We start from the raw sequence: 23,163 nt of genomic DNA on the forward strand, positions 1-23,163 counted from the left end.
GGCATGGTCGGTGCCGCTGAGGGCGTAACCGGCGGCCCTGTAGTGAGCGGCAATCGCAGCGGGCGTCAGCACGCGCTTATAGACGGCAGCCTGCCCGATGGTTCCGTCAAAGTTCTCCGGAAGGGGGTTGCCGGAGATCAGGTCGTAGCGGGGGTTGCCGCCGACGGCGATGGGGTGGTTCCGGTCGAACAGCAGGCTCGGCAGCCCGTTGGACGACAGGTTGACCTTGGCGAGGACATTGCCGTTGACCTACAGGAAGGCCGCGTTCTTTCCCGGGTTGACGGTCGCTGCTATGTAGTACCAGTGTCCGGTCGTAAAGGCGAAGGGGAAGGTCACCCCGTACTGGGTGGTGAGCCAGTTCTGGCCGTCGCCAACGTCCATGTGCAGCTGTTGTCCCCCCTGGTGGGCGGACCCTTCCAGGGTGAGGTCGAAGCTGTACTCGCCGGTGGGTCCCCGGGTGTCGAAGATCGTCTGGTAATGCTTCGACGCGGAGCCTGGCTTCACCCAGGCTTCGACGCTGTAGGCGCCGGCGTAGGACGTCGACGGCCGGTAGGTCATCCGGCAGCCCGGCTTCCCGAAGAATCCGGCCGTGTCGGAGTCGTTTCTGATGGGCCCTTTCTGCCCGAGCTGAACGCATGAGGATCGTGCCTGGCCCCGCTGTCGTGTCGCCAGCCGGGGCAGCGCTCGCGCCGCCCGCACCCCGCGGCCAGTAGCCCGGCCGCCGTCATGAGTGCGAACGCCGAATGCCGCGCTCGAGCCGGTATCCGAGTCGCTGATCTACCTGCTTGTCTTGCCATTTGCGTCATCCCGTTCTGCCAGGCCCCATCAGAACCAGCGGGCTCATCCGCAGCCCGCTGGCTGGTGATGTTACGGTTTTCGGCCCGCCCCTCCCCCGCACCGATGCGGGGTAATTCCCACCACGTGGGACTGAGTGCTCCACCCAGACGCATTGTCGAAACCCACAGGTAACAGGCTGCTCAAGAATGCATATAGCGTTCAGTTCGCCCCATGGACTGCAGGTCCCCCATGCTCTACATTTGCCGCTAAATGATCGTCTTGGGGGTGGCGTGGCGTGAGTTCCGCTGGCAGCGACGGGGCGTACGACGTCGAATTCCGTGCGGTGACCAAGCGCTTCGGCTCACTGACCGCGGTGAACGCGGTGAGCCTGAAGGTCCGCAAGGGAGAGTTCCTGTCGCTCCTCGGGCCGTCCGGGTGCGGCAAGACCACGTCGCTGCGGATGATCGCGGGCTTCGAGCAGCCCGACGAGGGTGAGATCGTGATCGGCGGCCGGGACGCGGTCGGCGTGCCGCCGTACCGGCGCGACGTCAACACCGTCTTCCAGCAGTACGCCCTGTTCCCGCACATGTCCGTCCTGGACAACGTCGCCTACGGGCTCAAGCAGCGCGGCGCCGGTCGGTCGGAGCGGTACGCGAAGGCGCGGTCGGCGCTTGAACTGGTGCGGATGACCGGCAGGGAGAAGAACCGGCCCAGCATGCTGTCCGGCGGCCAGCAGCAGCGGGTGGCACTGGCTCGCGCACTGGTGATGAGCCCGCGCGTGCTACTGCTCGACGAGCCGCTCGGCGCGCTGGACCTGAAGCTCCGCAAGGAGATGCAGATCGAGCTCAAGCGCATCCAGGAGCAGGTCGGTATCACCTTCATCTACGTCACCCACGACCAGGGCGAGGCGCTGTCCATGTCCGACCGGGTCGCGGTCATGTCCAATGGCGTGATCGAGCAGCTTGACGAGCCTCGCGCCATCTACGACCGTCCGCTGACGCCGTTTGTCGCGGACTTCATCGGGGACATGAACTTCCTGTCCGGCGAGGTCGTCGAGGCGGCTGACGGCGGTTTCGCCGTCAGCGCGGGTCCGGGCGTTGTCGTGCGCGGCCGCGGCGTGGCGGCGCGGGGCACCCAGGTGCGGGTCGGCATCAGGCCCGAGCGCATAGTGGCGGTCGCCGGCGCTGCCGCCGGGACAGCCAACTCGGCCACCGCCGAGGTTGTCGCCAAGATGTACCTCGGCGATCAGATCCAGATCGTGGCCAAGCTGCCGGGCATCGCCGACATCGTGGTCCGTGAGCAGCGGGCTGTCGCCGATCCCGCCCTCGATGCCGTCCACCCTGGCGACCAGATCGCCCTCAGCTGGGACGACGCCGCCCCGCTACTGCTCGGTGAAGCCGCGCCCGCCAACACCGCTGGCAAGCAGGAGGAAACATGAACGCAGATGACAACCAGCTCAACATACTCGTGCCGCGGTCGATGAAGCCGAAGCTCGACTACCTGCACCGCGAGGTGGAGCACGCGGCCGGCCGGCCACTGAGCAGGCGGCAGGCGCTCGGCCTTGGCGGCATGGCGCTGCTGGCCGGGGCGGTCGGCTGCAGCACCTCCACCTCCCCCAGTTCCCCCGCCTCCCCCGCCGCCAGCGGTGGCGCTCAGAGCGTCTCGGCGAACCCGCTGACGGGGAAGCCGCTTGAGGGCCACCTGGAGATCTACACGTGGTCGGAGTACAGCGACCCGTCGACCTTCACGAAGTTCACGAAGCTGCCGGCCGAGGCGAAGGCCGGGCTGACCCTGCACCAGACCTTCTACTCAAGCAACGACGAGCTCCTGGCCAAGCTGCACGCGGGCGGCACGTCCTACGACATCATCGTGCCCAGCCAGAACGCGGTCGCGGAGCTCATCCAGGAGAACAGCCTGCTGGCCCTGGACAAGGCGCTGCTGCCCAACCTCAAGTACCTGGACCCGTCGTTCCTGAAGCCGTCGTACGACCCGACGGGTGACTACCACGTCATCAAGGACTTCGGCATCACGATGTTCTTCTTCAACAACAAGATCGTGACCGAAGAAATCAAGACCATGCACGACTTCTACCAGGCGCTGCCGAAGTACGTGGGCAAGGGCAGGACCAACCTGCTCGACGGCGCGGAAGAGGTCGTCCCGCTCGCGCTGATGGCGCTCGGCCTTGACCCCAACACGTCAAGCCAGGCGGACTTCAACCAGGCCAAGTCGTTCCTGCTGTCCATCCGCAAGGGCGTCACCACCATCGACGCCTCCGCCTACATCGACGACGCCATCGCCGGCAAGATTATCCTCGGCCAAGGCTGGAACGGCGACATCCGGCGGATCGTGCAGGGACGCGCCAAGCAGGGCGACATGACCGGAGTCATCCCGACCGCGGCGTCGGAGATCTGGGCGGACAACTGGTGCATCCCGGCGAGCGCGCCGCACCCAGTTGCCGCGCACGCCTGGATCAACTGGCTGCTCACCCCGAGCACGGCGGTGACCGAGATGAACTACCACAACTACAAGATCCCGATGCCGACCGCGCTGAGCCAGCTGGCGCCGAGCCTCCAGAACGACCCGCTGTTCAACGTGCCCAAGACCTACACCGACAACTACCACTACATCCTCAACGTGAGCCCGCAGGTCGTCGAGGCCCGGACCCAGATCTACTCGGAGTTCAAGGCAGCCTGATGACGGTGGCGGAGAAGGAGCCGGAGGTAGCGGCCGCCCCGGCCGCTACCAGGCGGCGGCGCTCGTTCCGGCCGCGTTACCCGGCGTGGCTGACGGCGCCGTCGCTGCTCTACTACACGGTCTTCTTCCTCGGGCCGATGGCCATCCTGGTGGCGTTCTCGCTTGCCACCCAGCAGGGTTTCGGCAGCTTGCGGTACGGGTTCGACACCTCGCAGTACGGCCAGGTGACGACCTCGCTGTACCTGACCATCTTCGGGCGCACGCTGGTAATGGCCGCGGTCGGGACGCTGCTGACGATCGCTGTCGGCTACCCGGTCGCCTACTGGATGGCCCGCTACCTGACCACGTACAAGATGCTGGCGCTGCTCATCATCGTCGTCCCGTTCTGGACGTCGTTCCTGATCCGCACCTACGCGCTGAAGATCATCCTCGATCCCAACGGCTACCTCGCCAGGGACCTCGGGATCAACATCCTGTACACCAAGTACGCGGTCGCCGTGGGCCTGGTGTACAACTACCTGCCGCTGTTCATCCTGCCGGTGTTCGCCTCACTGGAGCGCATGGACTGGTCGCTGATCGAGGCGGCCACCGACCTGGGTGCGCGCCCTTTCACCGCGTTCCGCGAGATCACGCTGCGGCTCACCCTGCCAGGCGTGGTCACCGGCGCGCTGCTGGTGTTCATCCCGATGACCGGCGAGTACATTATCCCCAACATCTTGTCCGGCGGTAACTATGAGTTCGTCGGCAACGTCATCGGCGACCAGTTCAACCAGGCGCAGAACCAGCCGTTCGGGTCGGCCTTGTCGATCTCGCTGATGCTGGCGCTGTCGGTGTTCGTCATCATCTACATCCTGGTCGCCACCAAAGAGGAGCGGTTCGGTGCGTAGGCGGCCCCGGCTCACGGCGAAGCACGCGTTCACCACCTGGGCGGTGCTGGTCTACCTGTTCTTGTTCCTGCCGATCGTGGTGATGGCGGTGTTCGCCTTCAACAAGCCGTCGGCGGCCGCCCTGGCCGGGTTCCACGGGACGAACGTCTGTGCCATCCCGCCCACCCAGATCGGGAACATCGCGGTATGGAACGGCTTCACCGGGTGCTGGTTCAGCGCCGGGCTGCACGACCCGACCTTCATCCCGGCGATCATCGTCAGCCTGCGGATCGCCGCGGAGGCGTCTGTCATCGCCACCGTGCTCGGGTTGTGCGCGGCGCTGGCGCTGGCCCGGATGCGGCCACGGCTGCGCGCCCCATTCGACTCCCTCGTCTACTTGACTCTCGTGGTGCCCGAGATCGTGATCGCCGTGGCGTCGCTGATCTTCTTCGTGCAGGCGCGCAAGGTGTTCCCGGCTTTCCCCGGGCTCGGGAATGTCACCATCCTGATCGGGCAGGTGGTGTTCAACGCCTCGTTGACCATGCTTATCATCAGGGCGAGGTTCGTGGGGATGGGTGACACGCTCGAAGAGGCCGCCTACGACCTCGGCTCCGGGCCGCTGGCTACGTTCCGGCAGGTCACCCTGCCGCGCCTGGCGCCGGCGATCGTGGCGGCCGCCCTGCTGTCGTTCACCTTCTCCTTCGACGACTACGTGCTGCCCGCCTTCACGAACGGCACCACCAACACCTGGCCGATCGTGCTGTACTCGGCCGTCCGCTTCGGCCTCACCCCCGCGGTCAACGCCCTCGCGACGATCATGCTCGGCGTGACGCTGGCGGCGGTCGTCGTCACGGCCCTGGTGCTGCGCCGCAGCCGCCGGCGGAGCACCGCGCAACCCGCCTTATCGGGGACGGGACGGCGACGCCTGCGCGTTACTGCTTCTTGACCCGGACTGTCTTGGTTGAGCTGGTGTCCAGGGCCATCTCGTCCGCGGCTGCCACTTTCTTCTTCAGCCGCACCGTCCCGGTGGCCTCATCCACGACGTCGACCACCTTTGACAGCAGGCGCGCCGTGTCCTCGTTACCCGCCTGATGTGCCAGCGCGACCGCCCGGCCCAGCCGCGCGGTCGCCGTCTCCTCATCCCCTCGCTTGCTGGCCTCGAGCCCCTCCTGGATTGCCTCAGCCAGCTCCGCCTGCCCCGTGTAATGCGCCACCTGCGGGTTGATCCTGGTCGACAGCGCCTCGTCCTCGGTCCAGGTCGCCCGGACCAGGCCCTGGCCAAGCACCTGGTGCCCGCCCGGCGAACTGGCCACCAGGCTCACCCGCGCCGCCAGCATCTCCTGGCCGACGTCTGAGGCGTTCACCTGGATGCCGACGTGGTAGTCCCGGCTCTCCCCCGGCGCCCACGAGCCGGTCGGATAATCCGCGGCCTGCGCGCCGGACTGCACCCGCCGGCCCGTCAGGTCATCGATCGCCGGCGCCACCTGCTTGACGAATTGCACCGCCGCCTGCTGCGGCGTCCACACGCGCAGCAGCACGTCGGGCACCTGCTTGCTCATCGCCCCGCGCATCATCTGCTCGAAGTCCGCCGCCAGCCCCGCCGGGTCGGGCACGATGTCCACGGTGCCAAGCAGCGCCGTGGAGATCTTGCGCAGCTCGCTCACCTGCCAGTCGGTGCCGACACCCCGGCAGTCACACCGGAACAGCCCCTCGCACTGGGCGATCGCCTTGTCCAGTCCGTTCCACAGATCCCCGTTCCGCCCATCGGTCAGCAGGATCGCGTGCCGTAGCGTGGCCGGGCAGGAGTGGAAGATCTGGTGTGCCAGCGACAGCCACTTGCTCATGCGGGTCCCGCCGCCGGCTTCCAGCTTGAGGACGGCCTGTCTGGCTTCCTCGCGCGTTCGCTCGCTGGCGACCGCCATTGTCCCGTCCGGCGGATAGACCGGCCGCGCTTTCCCGGTGCCGGCGATGACCGCGAACCATGTGCCGTCCCTGGTCACGTTCACCGCGGCCGCCGTCGCGGACCGCGCCGCGACGATCTTGTCCCCGGCCATCGATCCGGAGCGGTCGACGATGATGATCTCCGCGCTGTTTCCCGTCTCGGTCGGCTGCGCGTCGTCGGTTACGTCCGCGGTCACGGTGACGACCGCGCTGACGAGGCGGCCGCCTGCCGGCAGGTACGGGTTGTGGTCGATGTCGACGGTGAAGCCCGGCAGGCTCGCACCTACTGCTGTTGCGTACACCGTTCCCCCGCTGCACTCACCGGATCCAGGCATCCGGGTGGGGCAATTATGCAACTGCACCGGGAATGTCCGCTAGATGGATCAGGACCGGCGCATGAGGCCGGGACCTCACCTGGTCTAGCCGGGCTGGTCGAGGATGCCGCGCAGGCGCGAGACGGCGTCCGCGAGGCGATCGGGGCCGTCGGTATGGGAGTAGCTCATGCGTATGTACGGGGCCGGCGGCTCGGCGCTGAAATACGGGCCGCCGGGGGTGATCGCGACCCCTGCGCGCAGCGCCGCCGCTGTGACCTGCTGCGGGTCCTGACCGTCGGGAAGACGCAGCCACAAGTGGAAGCCGCCGTGCGGCAGGCGCTCGGGCACTAGGTCAGGACGCATCCTCGCCAGCGCGCCGGCGAGGATGTCACGCCGGTGCTTCAGCGCGCTCGCGAGCACTCGCAGGTGGCGCTCCCAGGCCGGCGCGGCGACCAGTTCAAGTGAGGCTTCCTGCAGGGGCCTGGGGACGAAGAAACCGTCGACGGCCTGCGTGGCGCGCATCCGGGCGAAGGCGGGACCGCGGGCAGCGAGGGCAGCGACCCGCAGGTTTGGCGAAGCCGGCTTGGTCAGGGAGCGGATGTGAACGACGATGCCGTCGTCATCCGCCGCGATCAGGGGCGGCGGCAGGGGCGGTGCGTCATCGTGGACGAGGCGGCGCGCGAAGTCATCCTCGATCACGAAGGCGCCTGCCTCGCGGGCGATGGCCAGGACATCACGGCGTCGCCGCGGGCTGAGCACGGTCCCGGTGGGGTTGTGGAACACCGGCTGGCAGACGAGCAGCCGAGCCCCGGTGGCGGCGAATGCGCCGGCGAGCAGGTCGGTGCGCAGCCCGTCGCCATCTACCGGGACCGGGACGGGCCGCAGCCCGGCGGCCCGCGCGATCGCCAGCAGGCCGGGATAGGTGGGCGACTCGACCAGGACGGGCATGCCGGGCGCGGCAAGCGAGCGCACCGCCGTCGTGAGGGCACTCTGCCCGCCCGCCGCGATCAGGATGTCGGAGGCCGCGAGCCGCGGAGCGATGTCGCGGGCGAACCAGCCGCGCAGTTCGCTCAGCCCCTCCACTGGCGGGCGCGACCAGGACCCGGGCCGCCGGGCGGCGCGCGTGAGGGCCGACGCGAGCGCCTGCTCCGGCATGAGGGACGAGTGCAGGTAGCCGCTGTTGAGGTCGATGATCTCGGGCGGGACATGGGCCAGGGACGTGAGAACCTCGGTCGCGTCCACGGCACGCGGGGCGCTGCCCGGCTCGGCGCTCAGGGCGATTTCCTGCCAGGACAGGTCTCCGGTCACGCGCGTTCGCGGCCGGTCCCCGGCCCGAAAGACCCCCGCGCCTGGCCGGGACACAACAAGGCCTTCCGCCACGAGGGTGGCGATGGCCCGGCTCACCGTCACCGGGCTCACCTGGTACCTGGCGACCAGATCCCGGCTGGACGGCAGCTGCTCGTCAGGAGAATAGCGGGCGAGATCGCGGCGCAGACTGCCGGCAAGTTCCGCGACGCTGGTGCGGCTCACCATACCCCTCCCTCGATTGCTATACTTCTATGTGAAAGATAATGATAGCGCTATCCACAGTGAGTCAGTAGCAATTGGCGGCCTCCTCGCCGCGGCTGGCGTCCTGTGCTTCTCGTTCACCTTTCCCGCGACGGCCTGGGCGCTGCAGGGCTTCGGCCCGTGGGCGATCACCGGGCTGCGCGGTGTGCTCGCCGCTGTCCTGGCGGGCGCATGCCTGGCGATCCGGCGCGTCCCGCTCCCCCGCCGCGCCGAGTGGCCAGGACTGCTCGTGGTCGCCGTCGGCTGCGTTGTGATCTTCCCGCTGCTGAGCACGCTGGCTCTGCGCACCGCGTCGACAGCTCACGCGGCCGTCGTGATCGGCGTGCTGCCGCTGGCGACGGCAGCGTTCGGGGCGCTGCGCGGCGGGGCACTGCGGGGTCCCGGCCGGGCGTTCTGGCTGGCGGCGCTAGCCGGCGCTGCCGTCGTCGCGGCCTTTACCCTCCAGCAGGGCGCTGGCCGCCCAGGCCCGGCAGACCTGTACCTGCTCGGCGCGCTCGTGACGTGCGCGGCTGGCTATGCGGAAGGCGGCCGGCTGGCACGCCGCATGCCCGGCTGGCAGGTGATCGCCTGGGCTGTGCTTGCCGCGCTCCCGGTCACCGCGCTTACCTGCGCCCTAGCCCTGCCTGCCGAGCCCGTGCGGTGGACGTTCCACGGCATCGCCGGGCTTGCGTACGTTGCCGCGGTGTCTCAGTTCGGCGGGTTCGTCGTCTGGTATGGCGGGCTGGCCGCGCTCGGCGTCCCCCGCGCCAGCCAGCTCCAGCTCGCCCAGCCGCTGCTCACCCTCGTCTGGTCCGTCCTCATCCTCGGAGAGCGACTGTCCCCCGCGGCACCGGTGGCAGCGGTGGCGGTCATCGGCTGCATCGCCGTCACCCAGCGGACTGAAGGCGCCAGAACAAGCCGGAACCGCGGCCCGGGCAGGAGGCGAAAGTCCGCAGCCGGAACGCCGGGCGGTACCGAGACGTTGTCCGGGCGTGCCGATATCCCGGGTCATGCGGTGGCTGCTGAACAAGCCAGGAGCCATGGAGCTAGCGCCGCTCTGGGAGCTGCTCCCCAAAGCCGGCGAGCATGAGCAGCGGCTTTGCGGTCTGACCGATGACGAGCTGCCGCGGCGGCCCAAGCGGCGGGCGGCGACGCGGAGATCTGCGCCTGCGGCCGCGAGGCGGCGCGGCGCGCACTGGGACGGCCCTACGACGTGCAGCTGGCCGGCGCGCTTGCGATGCTCTCCGGTCTGGTCGCCGAGATGGGGACCGGTGAGGGAAAGACCCTGAGCGGTGCGCTGGCCGCCGCCGGATACGCGCTGCGCGGCCGGTCGGTGCACGTGATGTCGGTGAACGACTACCTGGCCTGCCGCGACGCCGAGTGGATGCGCCCGGTCTACGACCTGCTTGGCGTGACCGTCGGCTGGATCGGCCAGGGCTCAACGGTTGCCGAACGCAGGAGCGCCTACGCGGCTCAGGTCACCTACGCCCCGGTGAGCGAGTTCGGGTTCGACGTGCTCCGCGACCGCCTGGTCACCGACGTCGCCGACCTGCTCGCGGGTGACCCGGATGTGGTCGTGATCGACGAGGCAGACTCGGTGCTGATCGATGAGGCGCGGGTGCCGCTGGTCCTCACGGGCGCGGCGGACAGTGCACCTGATCAACGAGTCCAGGGGCAGAGTGGCCCGGCGGCAACGCTGGCCCGACGGCCTGCACGCGGCGGTCGAGGCCAAGGAGGGACTGGCCGCCAGTGACAGCGGCGAGATTCTCGACTCCATCACCATCCAGTCCCTGGTCCGCCGCTACCGGACCATCTGCGGGATGACGGGCACTGCGGTGGCGGCCGGACAGCAGTTCCGGGAGTTCTACGGCCTTGAAATCGCGGTGATCCCGCCCAACCGCCCCTGCATCCGCACCGATGAGCCGGACCGGCTGTACCCGACCATCGGGGAGAAGGAGCAGGCGGTCGTCGGCGAGGTAGCCGACGCGCATGCCACCGGGCGGCCCGTGCTGATCGGCACCCTCGATGTGGCCGAGTCCGAACGGCTCGCCGGCGCGCTCGGCCGCGCCGGGTTGCGGTGCACCGTGCTCAACGCCAAGAACGATGCCCAGGAGGCCGCCATCGTCGCCGAGGCCGGAGCCCACGGCGCGATCACGGTGTCCACCCAGATGGCCGGGCGCGGCACGGACATCCGCCTCGGCGGCAGCGGTGGCGACCGGGACCTGATAGCCGAACTAGGCGGCCTGTATTTGATCGGCACCGGCCGGCATGCGAGCAGCAGGCTCGACGAGCAGCTGCGCGGGCGCGCAGGGCGCCAGGGTGACCCGGGCGGATCCGTCTTCCTCGTGAGCATGGAAGACGAGCTGGTCCTCCAGTACGCGCCTGACGAGGCGCGAGCCCAGGCCTCGGGGGCAAAGGCGCACTGGGCGCTGGGTCACGCGCAGCGCGTTGCCGAGGGCGTCAACCTGGAAATCCACCGCAACACCTGGCAGTACAACAAGCTCGTCGAGGACCAGTGGCGCATCGTCTTGGACCATCGGGCGCGGGTGCTGCGCGGCGCCGACGCCCTGTCCGCACTCGGCAGGCAATGCCCGGAGCGCCTGGCGGAGCTGAGCCCGGGCATCGACGGGGACGTCCTGGCCGGCGCCGCCCGCCAGATGATCGTGCTGTTTCACCTGGACCGGGCCTGGGCGGACCACCTGGCCTTTCTCGCGGACCTGCGCGAGGGCATCCACTTGCGCGCCCTGGCCCGCGGCACCGTCCCGCTGAACGAGTTCATGAAGGAAGCGATCCGGGCGTTCCGCGACCTGCTCGAGGAGGCAGCGGCGCGGTCCGCGCAGACGTTCAGGATCGCTCCCATCACCGCCGACGGCGTCGATCTCGAGGCCATCGGCCTCAAGCGCCCGACGTCTACCTGAACCTACCTGGTGCACGACAACCCGTTCGGTACCGATATTGACAGAGCCCTGCGCAGCGTTGCCCGCCGCATCCGGAGGCTTGTCCTCTTATCCCGAACGGGTTCATGCGTCGCGCGGCCAGGCACGAGGCAGACGCGGCTGCGGACAAGCCGTCCGCGCGCCTACGATGACGCAGTGGCCGACATGTGGGCGGAGACGCCGGGCCAGGCCGAGGTTCCGCTGGCCGGAGGCGATGTCACGGCGGGTGTGGTCCGGGTCGGTGACACGGTGCGGCGGCCGGTCGGCCCGCACTCGCCGCTGGTGCACGCGCTGCTCGCGCATCTCGAAGCAGCCGGGTTCGAGGGAGCACCGCGGTTCCTCGGCATCGACCGGGCCGGACGCGAGGTGCTCAGCTACGTCGACGGCGAGGTCGCCGGCCGGCCGCGCCCGCCGTGGATCGCCGACGAGACCAGGCTGGCGTCGGTCGGGCGGCTGGTCCGCGCCTACGATGACGCGGCCGCCTCGTTCACTGTCCCGCCGGACGTCGTGCTTGACGCGTCGCCTGCCGGCCCGCCGGGAATGCCGCCGGCTCCCGCGTACCCGCCGGAGCTGATCGGGCACGTCGACATCACGCCAGAGAACGTCGTGTTCCGCCAGGGCAAGGCGTACGCGCTGATCGACTTCGACCTGGCCAAGCCGGCCACCAGGGCCGATGAGATGTTCAACGCGATGCTGTGGTGGGGACCGCTGTTCGATCTGCGGGACGTCGACCCGTTGCTGCGGCATGTTGACGTGCCGCGGCGGATCCGCATCCTCGCCGACAGCTACGGTCTGTCCGGCACCGACAGGGAACGGATCATGCAGGTGGCCGTGCTGCGTACCCGGCGGTCGTGGCACCTGATGAAGCAGCGGGCGCAGACCGAGGGCGGCGGCTGGCAGCGCATGTGGGACGAGGGCGTCGGTGACGCGATCAAACGCCGCGAGGCATGGCTGGACAGGTACGCCGCGACGCTGACCGCCGCCCTCACCGCACCGTAAGCCCGGGCAGGCCTACCAGGCGACATCGGGCTCGGTGAGGGTTTCCCAGTCGGGGACCTTGATGAAACCGGGCCACGGGATCTGGCGCAGTGCGCCCGCGGGATCGCGGATCAACAGCTGGGAGACCGCGTGCACGCCGGTGACCCCCGTGATGATGGCGGTGCGGCCGTCCGGGCTGGCCCAGATGATCCGGGGACGATCGCCGGTGGCGCAGCAGACACTGTGCGGCGCCCAGGTGGCGGTCAGTTGCCCGGTCCGCGCGGACAGCACCCAGATTCCGACGTTCGCAAAGCCAGCCGCGTTGGCGCCGGTGGCCGCGCCGCCGCCGCATAGGATCGTGGTGCCGTCACTAGTGGCGACCGGCACGTTGCACCACTGCGGAGCAGGCTTCGCGGGCGACAGTCCCGTGAAGTGCGGCGCCGGCGGGAACGACGGGGTGACCGCCCGGCTCGCCCCGAACAGGCTGCCTTCCGCCGCGGTGGTGTTCAGGTAGAGCACCTGCGTCTTGATGCCCGATTCACGATAGTCGTAGCTGTACTGGCCCATGGCGAGCGTGCGCTGGTCAGTGAGCCAGGTGAGGGTGAACTCCGCGTTGTAGGCGGTGGGAATGTAGGCGCCCTTGTAGCCGATCGGCAGGGTGGGGGCCGCCGCGGACCATGACCGTACTGTGCCGCCCGGCACCGCGATGACCCGCACCTGATAGCCCGCTCTCGACGTCACGACGGTGGCCAGCTGCCGTCCGTCCGGCGACAGCGCCACCGCGGCCAGCAAGTGCGTGCCGGCGTTCATCTCCGGGGTCGTAACGTTGCCGATCAGCTGGTTGACCTGGATCGGCGCGACGGGCAGCGGGGTGAGCGCGGCCCGGCCGCTCGCGGCGTGATAGGTCAGCAGGTACAGCTTGTTGAACTGGGAAGCGTTGTTGTTCCCGATGTACAGGCCCGGGTGCCAGCGCTGTGCCCCGACCACCCAGCGGCCAGCGGCGCCGGTCCCGGCCACGAAGGAGAACGTCTCGTACGGCGCCGGCGGCTTGACGGTGAGCAGGATCTTGGCGGTGTCGGTGTCGCGGATCGTCACGTTCTGGGGGCGGCTCCAGGCGGGCGAGCGCGCCGCCCAGATGGCCGCGTAGTACGGCGGCACAGTCTGCGCCGCGCCGAACGCAGGTGCAGAGCCGCCCGGGGCGGACGAGGTGGAAGCATGCGAGGCACAGCACGCACTCGGCGGAACCGCGGCGGGTGAGCAGCCCGCCAGGGCGATCGCCAGCGCCGCGCAGGCCACGACGGCAGCCGCGGCACGCCGCGAGAACAAAGCCATGCCTATCTGACGCGCCGTACGGCCCCCCAGTTCCATCGTGACCAGGCTCGCTGCTGCCTGTATGGTCGGTTTATCACGGGAAGTCGCTTGCGGGACAGGCTGGCATGAGATGTGCCGCCCTGGCCGGGGAGACCGGGCTGTGCAGGAGGGGCGATGCGACGGAGCACTGACCGGATCCTCACCACGCACGTCGGAGCGCTGCAGCGGCCCGCGGGATTGTCCAAGGCGATGGCGGAGCACGGGGAATGGGCACCGGAGGTGCTCCCCCAGCTCCGCGATGCCGTCGCGGACGTCGTCGCCCGCCAGCAGGACACCGGCATCGACGTGGTCGACGACGGCGAGTTCGGCAAGACGATCTGGATGTGGTACGTCCGCGACCGGATGGACGGCATCACCGCCCGGGACTGGAGCGAGAACGACGAAGCGCTGCTCAAAGGCCGTGACCGGGACCAGTTCCCGGGGTTCTACGCGTGGGCCGATGCCAACGCCAGCCTGTTCGGCTACATGGAAGACAGCTACTTCTGGAGTGCGAACGTCACCCAGCCGGTGGTCACCGGCCCGATCCGCTATCGCCCCGAGGCGGTGCGGCGCGACATCGCCAACCTGACCGCCGCCCTGCGAGACCGGCCCGCGGCCGAGGCGTTCATGCCGGTCGTCGCGCCCGCCAGCATCGAGGTCGGCCTGGCGGACGAGTACTACGGCAGCAGGGACGACCTCATGCGGGCGCTGGCCGACGCCATCAGGGAGGAATACAAGGCGATCATCGACGCCGGGTTCATGCTCCAGGTCGATGACGCGTGGGTGCCTGCCACCTGGGACCGCTCCCCCGAGTACGACCTGGACGCCTACCGCCGCTACGCGGCCGACAGCATCGAGGTGCTCAACCACGCCCTGGACGGCCTGCCCGAGGACCGGATCCGGTATCACCTGTGCTGGGGCAGCTGGCACGGTCCGCACGCCAATGACATCCCGCTGGCCGACATCGCCGACATCATGCTGCGCGTCAAGGCCGGCGCCTACCTGGTTGAGGCCGCCAACTCCCGCCACGAGCACGAGTACCACCTGTGGGAGGACACCAGGCTCCCCGAGGGGAAGATCCTCATCCCCGGGGTGGTGACCCACGCCACCAACCAGATCGAGCATCCCGAACTCGTCGCCGAACGGATCACCCGCTACGCCGACCGGCTCGGCCGGGAGAACGTGATGGCGGGCGCCGACTGCGGGTTCGGCTCACGGATCCATCCCGAGCTCGGCTGGGCGAAGCTCGCCGCCCTCGCCGAGGGCGCCGCGCTTGCCTCCAGGCGGATCTGGAAGCGGTTATTCTGCGTTGAGCCAGGGATACCTGGCGGTGTCGCGGCCGGCGTAGTCGGGGTCGAGGTAGATGAAGCACCGCTGGATCAGCCAGTCACGGATCTCGAAGACGTCGCACCAGCGGCCGGCGCCCCACTCGGGAACTCCTGCCCGCCACGGGCCGTCCTGGTGCTCGCCGTGGCTCGTGCCCTCGGCGACCACCACGTCGCTGCCGGAGAAGATCCAGTTGAAGTGCGAGTAGTGGTGCGTGATCGACTTGATCGTCCCGCCGACGTCACCGAAGAGCTTGCCGATCTCCGCCTTGCCTGTCGCGATTCCCCATTTCGGGAAGTAGACCTGCGCGTCGTCGGCGAAAAGCTCAAGGATGCTGCCGCCTGAGGAGGTGACGCCGCCGTTGTCGAACGCCTTCAGGTATTCAAGTGCGACCGACTTGCGCTGCTCATCCGTCATGAGTTCGCGTGACAGTGCCACGAGCCTGCCTCCCTGTTCAGCGCTGAACGGCTTCAGCATGCAATCGGGCCGAAGAGCCTGTCAAGCGCGAACGCCGGCGATCGCCGGCCTAACCGGCGGAACGGCTTGAGAATGGCGCGGACCTGCTGCGCCGCGCCCCAGTCATGGTCGAACTGGGCGATGACGGCCAGGTGCTGCCGCAACTGGATCAGCGGCATCCGGCCTTGCCAGCCTTCGTCGAGGCCGGTCAGCTCCGCGTACACGTCGAAGAACTGCTTCGCCTCCGGCGGATGCGGTGAGCACCACAGGTGCGCCAGGTCGACCTCGGCCCACGTGTAGGAGACCGCTGGGTCGATCAGCGCCGGCTGACCGTCATCGGTGGCCAGGACGTTGCTTGCCCACAGGTCACCGTGGGTCAGGCAGGCCGGCCGGGGCGGCAGCAGATCGGGCAGCCGGCCGCACAGCCGTTCCAGGGCCCGCCGGTCCCCCTCGTCGAGCGCCGCCTGGACGCGTCGCTCTGGCAGCCAGCGCAGCAGACGGCGCAGCGTGAAGAACTCGTATCCGTCGTCGGTCCATGCGTTCTCCTGCCGACCGCGGCCGAGCCAGTTGTCGCGCGGCCAGCCGAACCGGTCGTGCGTGGTCGCGGTGCGCAGCCGTGCCAGCGCGTGCGCGAACCGCTCCCAGAAGGCTTCCTCAGCCGGCCGCGGCCGCAGGACGGACAGCACGAGCACGTCCCTGTTCGCGAGTACCACCTGGGGAGTGGCAATCGCGCCACGTTCCCGCAGCACGTCGAGTCCTTCCGCCTCGGCCGCGAACAGGTCGGCAGGCGGCATGTCCGCGAACGACTTGACGAACAGCGGCGGTCCGCCGCGCCTGGTGGCGACGCCGGCCAATGCCGCCATGCCGCCCTCCGCCGGCTCCACCGCCGTGACATCGCTCAATCCCACGGCATGCAGCCGGTCAAGAAGCAACGAGGCGGTCGGCACGAGAACGCAGGTTATCCCGGCCGGATTTACCAGGCGACGTCGGGCTCGACGATGTTGCCGAGGAGTGGGACGTGGATGAAGCCGGGCCACGGGATCTGCCGCAGTTCGCCGCTGGCCGCGCGGATGAACAGCTGGGAGCCCGCGGCCGCGGCGGTGACCCCTGTCAGGATGGCGGTGCGTCCGTCCGGGCTGGCCCAGAGGATCCGGGACGGGGTGTTGGCGGGCCCGCCGATGCCGTGCGGCGCCCAGATGGCGGTCAGCTGCCCGGTCCGCGCGGACAGCACCCAGAATCCGACGTTCTCATAGCCGCCCGCGTTCGGGCCGGTGGCCGCGAAACCGGGGCACACGACGGTGGCGCCGTCCCTCGCCGCGACCGGCGGCAGGGTGCACGACAGGGGCGCCGGATGGTCGGGCGACATCCCCGTGAAGTGCGGCGCGGGCGGGAACGACAGGACGACCGTCCGGCTCGCCGAGAGCAGGCTGCCTTCTGGTGCGGCGGTGTCCAGGTAGCGCACCAGCGTCTTGATGTGCGCGGAAAGGTCGTAGCTGAACATGCCCATGGCGAGAGTGCGCTGATCGCTGAGCCAGGTGAGGGTGAACAGCGCTTCGTAGGCGGTGGGAATGTCCGCGTTCTGGTAGCCGATCGGCAGCGTGGGAGCGGCCGCGGACCATGACCGCACGGTGCCGCCGGGCACCGCGGTGACCGTTACCCGGTAGCCCGCTTTCGAGGTCACGATGGTGGCCAGCTGCCGTCCGTCCGGTGACAGCGCGACCGCGGCAAGCAGGTGCGCACCGGAGTTCATTTCCGGGTTGGTGACGTTGCCGATGAGCTGGTTGACCCGGATCGGGTCGACGGGCAGCGGGGTGAGCGCGGCGGTACCGCTCGCGGCGTGGTAGGTCAGCAGGTACAGCTTGTTGAACTGGGAAGCGTTGTTGTTCCCGTTGTACAGGCCCTTATGCCAGCGCTGCGCCCCGACCACCCACCGGCCCGCGGCGCCGGTTCCCGCCACGAAGGAGAACGTCTGGTACGGCGCGGGCGGGCGCACGGTGAGCAGGGTCTTGGCGGTGTAGGTGTCGCGGATCGTCACGTCCTGCGGGCTGCTCCAGGCGGGCGATCGCGCCGCCCAGACCGCCGCGTAGTACGGCGGCGCCGGCTGCGTCGCGTTCGGCGCGGTCTGCGTGACGCCCGGGGTGGAGGCGATGATAGGTCCGGGCTCCGATGGCGGCGCGGCCGCGGGTGAGCAGCCTGCCAGCGCGATTGCCAGCCCCAGTGCGGTCAGGACGGCCACCTGGGCAGCACGCGAGTACAGTGTCACTCCTCTCTGACGCGCCGCATGGCCCGCCGGTTCCGGGTCGTCACGCTGACGGTCAGCTACGACGAACTCACCCTCGGCCTGAGCCTGCTCGCGCAGGCCGTGACCTGCCTCGCCCTATAAGGGAGCGGTGGCGCGCCGGTACCGGTCGGCGAGCGCGCGCACGCGATCGGCCAGTTCAGCGGGAGACTCCACCCAGAAGTCCCAGCCGAGCAGTCCGAGGTAAACGGCGAGGGTGTCCAGGCTGTCAGAGCCGGTGTCGAGAACGCATGCCTCGCCTGATCCGTCCGCAGGCGCGGGGCTGACGGTGCCGGCGTAGGACCCGATCCGTACGGCAACATCGGCGGCGGGTGCGAACACCGTCACCCGGGCGCGGTACCGCCACCCGGCGGTCGCGACCCGCTGCGACACCCACATGGCGAGATCCTCCGACGGCAGCGTGCGCGGGGTGAACCTGCCGCCGCCCGGCGTCCGCAGCCTGATGCGGTCGGCCCGGAACGTCCGCCATCCGGCGCGCCCGACGTCGTACGCCACCAGGTACCAGCGCCGTCCCCAGTTCACCAGGCGGTAAGGCTCGGCTTCGCGGTCGGTCGCCGACCCCTCGTGCGACCGGTAGGAGAACCGCAGCCGTTCCTGTGCCCGGCAGGCCGCGGCGACCGCGGAGAGCACGTCCGGGTCGACCTGCGGCCCGGTCGCCTCGAGCGGCACCGGGGTGATCACCGACTTCAGCCCGCCGACGCGGGCACGCAGCCGAGACGGCAGCACCTGTTCCAGCTTGGCGAGCGCCCGCAGCGCCGCCTCCTCGATCCCGGCGACCGCCCCGCCCGCCGCCGTCCGTAGGCTGACGGCGACCGCGACCGCCTCCTCGTCGTCAAGCAGCAGCGGCGGCATCGCCGCGCCTGCGCCGAGCCGGTATCCCCCGGCGGGACCGCGCCTCGCCATCACCGGATAGCCCAGTTCGCGCAGTTTCTCGACGTCGCTGCGCACCGTCCTTGGGGACACCCCGAGGCGTTCGCCGAGTTCGGTCCCGTTCCATTCCCGCGGCGACTGAAGCAGCGAGAGCAGGCGCAGCAGCCGCGCCGACGCGTCCAGCATGCTTCCCAGTCTGACTCACTATTAGGAACGGAATCTTCCTAATAGCCATCTACGGTGGGGTAACACCACAAGGAACGAGACACGAGGAGCGATCATGGACTGGAAGCTCGAACTGGTAGCCATCCCCGTCTCTGACGTGGACCGCGCGAAGGCGTTCTACACCGACAAGGTCGGCTTCAACGCCGATCACGACCACACGGTCAGCGAGGAGATCCGCTTCGTGCAGCTCACCCCGCCGGGCTCCGGGTGCTCGATCGCGCTCGGCAAAGGAATCGTCGACGGTGCGCCAGGCAGCGTGAAAGGCCTGCAAATGGTCGTCGCCGACATCGATGAAGCGCACAAGGAACTCCTGGCCCGCGGCGCCGAGGTCAGCGACGTCCAGGATCTGCCCTGGGGCAGGTTCGTGTTCTTCGCCGACCCGGACGGCAATAAGTGGGCCGTGCAGCAGTTGCTGCCCCGCGGCTGAGCGCCTGTGTTAGGTGACTGGCTGTATCACGTTCCAGGAAAGCGATACCCCGTTGGTGTCACCGGGGAAATGGTCCCCCGAGTAGGTGAACAGGCGGGCCCCGTTGTAGGTCAGCTGCAGCGACCCGTCAGGCAGCCGGACGGTGCCGAGATGGCCGGGCAGCAGCGGCGGCTGGTGCAGCTGCTGCCCGGCGGCGAGCAGCGCCGGATGGTAGGCGGCGGCGCAGGAGGAACACGGCGCGATCTGGCGGTACAGCGTCATCCCGGCCGGATCGGCGAGCACTTCGCTGAAGTTCGCGCTTGTCACCAGCTCGACGGTCGGCGGGGGCGGCGTCGGCGTTGGCGCCGGGGGCGTGGGTGTCTGCGGTGCCGTGGACACCTGGGCCTGGCCGGCTACGCCGGCCGCCGATGCGGGGGCTCCCACGCTGATGGCGGCATCCCGGACCGCGTGCACGTCAGTGAGCGCACCGGTGCCGGCGGTGAAGGCGAGTTTGACCGTCTTGGGCAGCGTCACGTGGCGGGCAAGGATCCGCTGCCCGTCGAAGTACACCGCCAGCACGCCGCCGGTCACCGTGACCTCGACGTTGTGCGTGCCGGTGCGCAGCGGGCCGATCTCATTGACCGCGCTGGCGAGCTTCAGCACGCCGTTGCTGGCAGCGCCGGTGGCGATGCCGGCGAAGTTGGCCGACGGGTAGCCGGCCGAGTGATGGGTGCCGAAGGCGACGGCCACGCCGGACAGCCCGCCGTAGCCGAACTCGCCGCCATTCCCGCCGTGTGCCGTGTTGGCCGTTGCCGGGCTGAGCAGCGCGAACGTCATGCCGTCGGCCCCGGTGCCGCCGCCTATCTGCTCATTGAACCGTACCCGAAGGCCATTCGGGGCGACCGGGACCGGGTAGATAACGGAGCCTGCCTGGCGGGTGCCGGCGCTGGTCAGCCAGGTATCTGACCTGGACATGCGTCCGTTGCCGTTGTAGGACCAGCCGCCGCCAGGCGGCGGCAGTTTCGACGCGCTCGCGGAGATCTTCACGCTAGACACGTCGTGGTCGTCGCTGAGCCCCCCGGTTCCTGCCGTGAACGCGGCCAGCACCGTCGGCGGCACCGGCGCCAGGGCGCTCACCGCGGGTTTGCCGTCGACGGTCACCGCGATGCGGGAGCCGGTAACCGTCACGCCGATGACATGCGAGCCCGATCGCAGGTTCGGACCGCTAGACGTCTTCGCCGCGTAGACCAGGCCGGACGCGTTCTGCCCGGTGACGATCCCGACCGACTGCGACGGGTAGGTGGCCAGCGCGACGGCGACGCCCGGCAGGCCGCCGAACCCGAGCCTGCCGCCGCCGCTGCCGCTGCTGGTGGTCGTCGCCTTGGCGGCGTCGAGCAGCGCGAACGTCATGCCGTCGGCACCTGAGCCGCCGGACATGCGCGCGGTGAACGTGGCATGCAGGCCGTTGGCAGGCAGCGGCTGATAGTAGACGGCGGACCCGGACTTGCCCGCGACCGCCGGCGTGAGCCGCAGGGTGGTGCCGACCATCGCCGCGCTGCCGTTCACCGTCCAGCCGCCGCCAGGCGAGGCAATCGCGGTGCCGGCCGCCGGGGCCGTTCCCGTCCCGGAAACAGGAATGGTGAGCGTTTGCGCCGGGTTGCGGCCGTCGCTGGCGGTCAGCGTGTACCTCCCTGTCACCGTGCCCAGGCTTTGCGGGGTGAACGTGACCGGCAGCATGGCGGTGTCCCCAGCGCCGAGCGTGATGCCTGACGGCACTGGAACGGGGGTACCGAACGGCACCGGCGGCGCCGTGAAGCCGCTGATCATCATCGGCAGGTTGCCGGTGTTCGTGATGTTCTCTGTGGCAGAGCCCTGCTGCCCGAGCGCCACCGGACCGAAGCTGACCGACGCGGGTGCGGCGCTCAGGGTGCCCTGCCCGGTCGTGCCGGTCCCGCCCAGGCTCACGATCGCCACCGTCCCGCCATGGCTGCCGGTTACGCTCAGCGAACCGGAATCCCCTGTCGCGGCGGTCGGCTTGTAGGTGACGGTAACGGTGACCGAGGCGCCTGGCGCGATCGACGTGCCGTCGGCGGGCAGACCGCTGGCGCTGAACGGGCCGGCGGGCGCGGCGGCGCTCGTCACGGTTTCCGCTGCCGTGCCGCCGTTGGTGATCACGGTCTGCAGGCTGCCACTCGATCCGGTGGGCACCGTGCCGAATTGCAGCGACGCCGGCGAGGCGAAGAGCCCGCTCTGCGTTCCGGTGCCGGACACGGAGACGTCGACGGCGGAGAAGTTCCGCGTGGTCGTGGCGAAGGCGAGCGCCCCGGTGGCGCCGCCAGGCGCGCTGGGCGCGAAAGTCACCGGCACGGTGAGCGTCTTGCCCGCGGTGAGAGTCTGCGGGAATGTGGCGGCCGCCGGGCAACCGTTCGGCTGATTGATTTCGAACGGGTCCGACGCCGAGGCTGAGCTCGCGCTGACACCGGTCACTGTCACGGTCGCCGTCGCCGTCACCGTGACGGCCCGGCACGCGGACGTGCCCACTGCTTGCTGCCCGAAGGCGAGCGGGGTTCCCTTGAGCGGCGCCTTGTCCGGGGCGCCGAAGCCGAACACGTGCCCGTCCTGAGTGCCGACGTACACACGGCCGCTGTCGGTCGCCGGAACGCTGAACTTGGTCGCGGTGCCGATCGGCGCCGACCAGATCATCGGCAGCTGGCCCTTTACGGTGGGAATCGCGTCGAACGCCTCAAGCGTGCCGGTCGAACCGCCAGTGGCCCGGTTTGTCTCCCACACCAGCGCGCTCTTCGGATCCGTGCCATTTGACGTCACCACCGGCGGGCCGGACGCGCCGCCGATCACGGCGGGTGTCTGCCCCGCATCGGTCAGCGCGGCGGTGGCCGTGCTGAACCGGAACGCGCGCGTGAAGTCGCTAACGCCGTGGTAGTAGATGTAGTCCGCGCCGCCGGACCCGGCGAACGCCGCCGGGTGGCCCTGCTGGCCCTTGTACGCTGTCGGGGTCACGTATACCGGTTTGTCGGTCTTACTCCCCCGGCCGCCAAGGCTGTCGCGGTTAAGCAGGAAGATCCGGCCGTCCTTGCCCGCCTGCATAAGCAGGTGCGGGTGAGCGGACGTGCCGAACGGCAGGGCGATGGGCCCGCCGGAGCCGAAGTCCTCGTCGTGCGCGTCGAGCGACGGGGCACTGTTCGGGCTGAAGAAGTCCTGCGCGGCCAGTGACCCGCCGGGCTGCACCCCGAGGCGTACCACCGAGTCGCCGAGTTCGCCAGGCGGCGTCGTGCCTGGGCCGGCGGCCGGCGAGACGCCGTTGCCGGTCGCCGCAAAGATCCGCCCGGCCCCGTCCGACATCAGGCCGCCGCCGGCCAGCCAGATGCCTGACTCGCTGTCGGTGATGCCCGACTCGTCGGTCCACATGGTCAGCGCCCGGGTCGCGGTGTTCACCCCGGCGACGTAGCCGACGTAGGGCTGGTAGTCACAGTACGAGCCGAACCCCATGTAGACGGTGCCGTCCAGCAGCAGCAGGCTGGCGCGCTGGCGTTCGGTAAGCGGGTCGAAGGGCCGGGTCGGCTCGTTCACCGGCGCCCCCTGCACCGGCACCGTCCAGTCGACTGTGCCCGATGCGGCGTTGATGGCGAACAGGTCGACGTTCGGCGCGTAGGCGTTGGCGGCATTCTTCACGACCGCCGCGACGTACACCGTGCCGGACGCCGGATCGTAGACGGGGGTCGAGGTGACGCCGATGTTCGGTGTCACATCCCCGCAGGCAACCACGTTCGACGGCCAGGGCGAGCCGAGCGACAGCGACCAGTTGACCGCGCCGGTCTCGGCGTTCAGGCTGTACACCCGGTCGTTCTCCGTCGCTGCGATCACTGAGCCGCCGGCCACCAGCGGCTGCGCGTAGACCTGGCCGTTTACGGCGGTCGAGAACAGCCGGCCGAACGTGCCGCCGCCGACCACGGCCGGGGACAGATCCGGCTCACTGGCGTCCCAGCCGTCACGCTGCGGATCAGCCGAGATCGTCGGCTCGTCCCCCCGCGCGATCTGGGCAACGCCCGTGGCGCCCGCCATCATCCCGGCGACCAGCGCGACCGCGGCAAGAATGCGTCTCGCTGCACCCATGGCTCCCCCTAGCCACTTTGGTCTGAGCAGACCCCACGATAAACAC

At 69.7% G+C, this 23,163-nt stretch carries 18 protein-coding genes and 1 pseudogene; 10 read left to right on the forward strand and 9 right to left on the reverse strand.

Annotated features, from left to right (window positions below; translation table 11 throughout):
- Positions 1 to 249: 249 nt before the first annotated feature.
- Entirely contained in the window at positions 250 to 558 is a 309-nt protein-coding gene (locus tag EAS64_RS10750) for a LamG-like jellyroll fold domain-containing protein (RefSeq protein ID WP_145852790.1), read from the reverse strand.
- Positions 559 to 1,072: 514 nt separating this feature from the next.
- Here EAS64_RS10750 and EAS64_RS10755 point away from each other — a divergent pair.
- Genes EAS64_RS10755 through EAS64_RS10770 form a run of 4 tightly spaced genes read left to right on the forward strand, consistent with a single transcriptional unit; the run spans position 1,073 to position 5,283 of the window.
- Positions 1,073 to 2,215, forward strand: a complete 1,143-nt coding sequence (locus EAS64_RS10755; RefSeq protein ID WP_145852791.1) for an ABC transporter ATP-binding protein — start codon at positions 1,073 to 1,075, stop codon at positions 2,213 to 2,215.
- Positions 2,212 to 3,471 (forward strand): ABC transporter substrate-binding protein, encoded by a 1,260-nt coding sequence (locus tag EAS64_RS10760; protein WP_145852792.1) that lies wholly within the window; start codon positions 2,212 to 2,214, stop codon positions 3,469 to 3,471. Before EAS64_RS10755 ends, EAS64_RS10760 begins: the two co-directional genes overlap by 4 nt.
- A 5-nt stretch (positions 3,472 to 3,476) precedes the next feature.
- Positions 3,477 to 4,358, forward strand: coding sequence for an ABC transporter permease (locus EAS64_RS10765; RefSeq protein WP_222849193.1), 882 nt, complete (start codon positions 3,477 to 3,479; stop codon positions 4,356 to 4,358).
- A complete protein-coding gene (locus EAS64_RS10770; protein ID WP_145852794.1) occupies positions 4,351 to 5,283 on the forward strand; it encodes an ABC transporter permease in 933 nt (310 codons plus the stop codon). The genes EAS64_RS10765 and EAS64_RS10770 overlap by 8 nt, the downstream gene beginning before the upstream one ends.
- On the opposite strand, the gene EAS64_RS10775 is transcribed toward EAS64_RS10770, so the two are convergent.
- Together EAS64_RS10775 and EAS64_RS10780 are read right to left on the reverse strand one after the other, a co-directional pair.
- Positions 5,270 to 6,580 (reverse strand): vWA domain-containing protein, encoded by a 1,311-nt coding sequence (locus EAS64_RS10775; RefSeq protein ID WP_246115621.1) that lies wholly within the window; start codon positions 6,578 to 6,580, stop codon positions 5,270 to 5,272. The genes EAS64_RS10770 and EAS64_RS10775 overlap by 14 nt on opposite strands.
- 117 nt (positions 6,581 to 6,697) lie before the next feature.
- On the reverse strand, positions 6,698 to 8,125 hold the full coding sequence (locus EAS64_RS10780; RefSeq protein WP_145852796.1) for an aminotransferase-like domain-containing protein: 1,428 nt from the start codon (positions 8,123 to 8,125) through the stop codon (positions 6,698 to 6,700).
- Positions 8,126 to 8,153: 28 nt separating this feature from the next.
- Here EAS64_RS10780 and EAS64_RS10785 point away from each other — a divergent pair, with 28 nt between their 5' ends.
- The 4 genes from EAS64_RS10785 to EAS64_RS10795 all read left to right on the forward strand — a co-directional run bounded on the left by EAS64_RS10785 (position 8,154) and on the right by EAS64_RS10795 (position 12,075).
- Positions 8,154 to 9,230, forward strand: a complete 1,077-nt coding sequence (locus EAS64_RS10785; RefSeq protein ID WP_145852797.1) for a DMT family transporter — start codon at positions 8,154 to 8,156, stop codon at positions 9,228 to 9,230.
- 123 nt (positions 9,231 to 9,353) lie between these two features.
- Positions 9,354 to 9,893: a DEAD/DEAH box helicase family protein gene (locus EAS64_RS47135; protein ID WP_342782034.1), complete on the forward strand. Its 540-nt coding sequence runs from the start codon at positions 9,354 to 9,356 to the stop codon at positions 9,891 to 9,893.
- A complete protein-coding gene (locus EAS64_RS10790) occupies positions 9,820 to 11,058 on the forward strand; it encodes a preprotein translocase subunit SecA (protein WP_342782035.1) in 1,239 nt (412 codons plus the stop codon). Before EAS64_RS47135 ends, EAS64_RS10790 begins: the two co-directional genes overlap by 74 nt.
- Positions 11,059 to 11,241: 183 nt before the next feature.
- Positions 11,242 to 12,075 carry an aminoglycoside phosphotransferase family protein gene (locus EAS64_RS10795; protein ID WP_145853495.1) on the forward strand — a complete coding sequence of 278 codons (834 nt, stop codon included), beginning with the start codon at positions 11,242 to 11,244 and terminating at the stop codon, positions 12,073 to 12,075.
- Between the two features lie 12 nt (positions 12,076 to 12,087).
- Here the strand turns inward: EAS64_RS10795 and EAS64_RS10800 are convergent, their stop codons facing one another.
- Entirely contained in the window at positions 12,088 to 13,386 is a 1,299-nt protein-coding gene (locus EAS64_RS10800) for a hypothetical protein (RefSeq protein ID WP_145852798.1), read from the reverse strand.
- 645 nt (positions 13,387 to 14,031) lie between these two features.
- On the opposite strand from EAS64_RS10800, the pseudogene EAS64_RS47140 reads away from it, so the two are divergent.
- Positions 14,032 to 14,619 (forward strand): annotated as a pseudogene (locus EAS64_RS47140) (uroporphyrinogen decarboxylase/cobalamine-independent methonine synthase family protein); the annotation flags it as partial.
- Between the two features lie 84 nt (positions 14,620 to 14,703).
- Here the strand turns inward: EAS64_RS47140 and EAS64_RS47145 are convergent.
- From EAS64_RS47145 to EAS64_RS10820, 4 genes are all read right to left on the reverse strand, one after another.
- Positions 14,704 to 15,207 carry a nuclear transport factor 2 family protein gene (locus tag EAS64_RS47145; protein WP_342782036.1) on the reverse strand — a complete coding sequence of 168 codons (504 nt, stop codon included), beginning with the start codon at positions 15,205 to 15,207 and terminating at the stop codon, positions 14,704 to 14,706.
- Positions 15,201 to 16,094 carry a fructosamine kinase family protein gene (locus tag EAS64_RS10810; RefSeq protein WP_246115622.1) on the reverse strand — a complete coding sequence of 298 codons (894 nt, stop codon included), beginning with the start codon at positions 16,092 to 16,094 and terminating at the stop codon, positions 15,201 to 15,203. Before EAS64_RS10810 ends, EAS64_RS47145 begins: the two co-directional genes overlap by 7 nt.
- 65 nt (positions 16,095 to 16,159) lie before the next feature.
- Positions 16,160 to 17,449: a hypothetical protein gene (locus EAS64_RS10815; RefSeq protein WP_145852801.1), complete on the reverse strand. Its 1,290-nt coding sequence runs from the start codon at positions 17,447 to 17,449 to the stop codon at positions 16,160 to 16,162.
- Between the two features lie 114 nt (positions 17,450 to 17,563).
- On the reverse strand, positions 17,564 to 18,541 hold the full coding sequence (locus EAS64_RS10820; protein WP_145852802.1) for a helix-turn-helix transcriptional regulator: 978 nt from the start codon (positions 18,539 to 18,541) through the stop codon (positions 17,564 to 17,566).
- Between the two features lie 94 nt (positions 18,542 to 18,635).
- Here EAS64_RS10820 and EAS64_RS10825 point away from each other — a divergent pair, with 94 nt between their 5' ends.
- Positions 18,636 to 19,007: a glyoxalase superfamily protein gene (locus EAS64_RS10825; protein ID WP_145852803.1), complete on the forward strand. Its 372-nt coding sequence runs from the start codon at positions 18,636 to 18,638 to the stop codon at positions 19,005 to 19,007.
- Between the two features lie 9 nt (positions 19,008 to 19,016).
- Here EAS64_RS10825 and EAS64_RS10830 read toward each other — a convergent pair whose 3' ends face one another.
- Positions 19,017 to 23,117, reverse strand: coding sequence for a choice-of-anchor D domain-containing protein (locus tag EAS64_RS10830; protein WP_145852804.1), 4,101 nt, complete (start codon positions 23,115 to 23,117; stop codon positions 19,017 to 19,019).
- Positions 23,118 to 23,163: the final 46 nt, after the last annotated feature.

Source organism: Trebonia kvetii, assembly GCF_007827045.1.
GTDB classification, from domain to species: Bacteria; Actinomycetota; Actinomycetes; order Streptosporangiales; family Streptosporangiaceae; genus Trebonia; species Trebonia kvetii.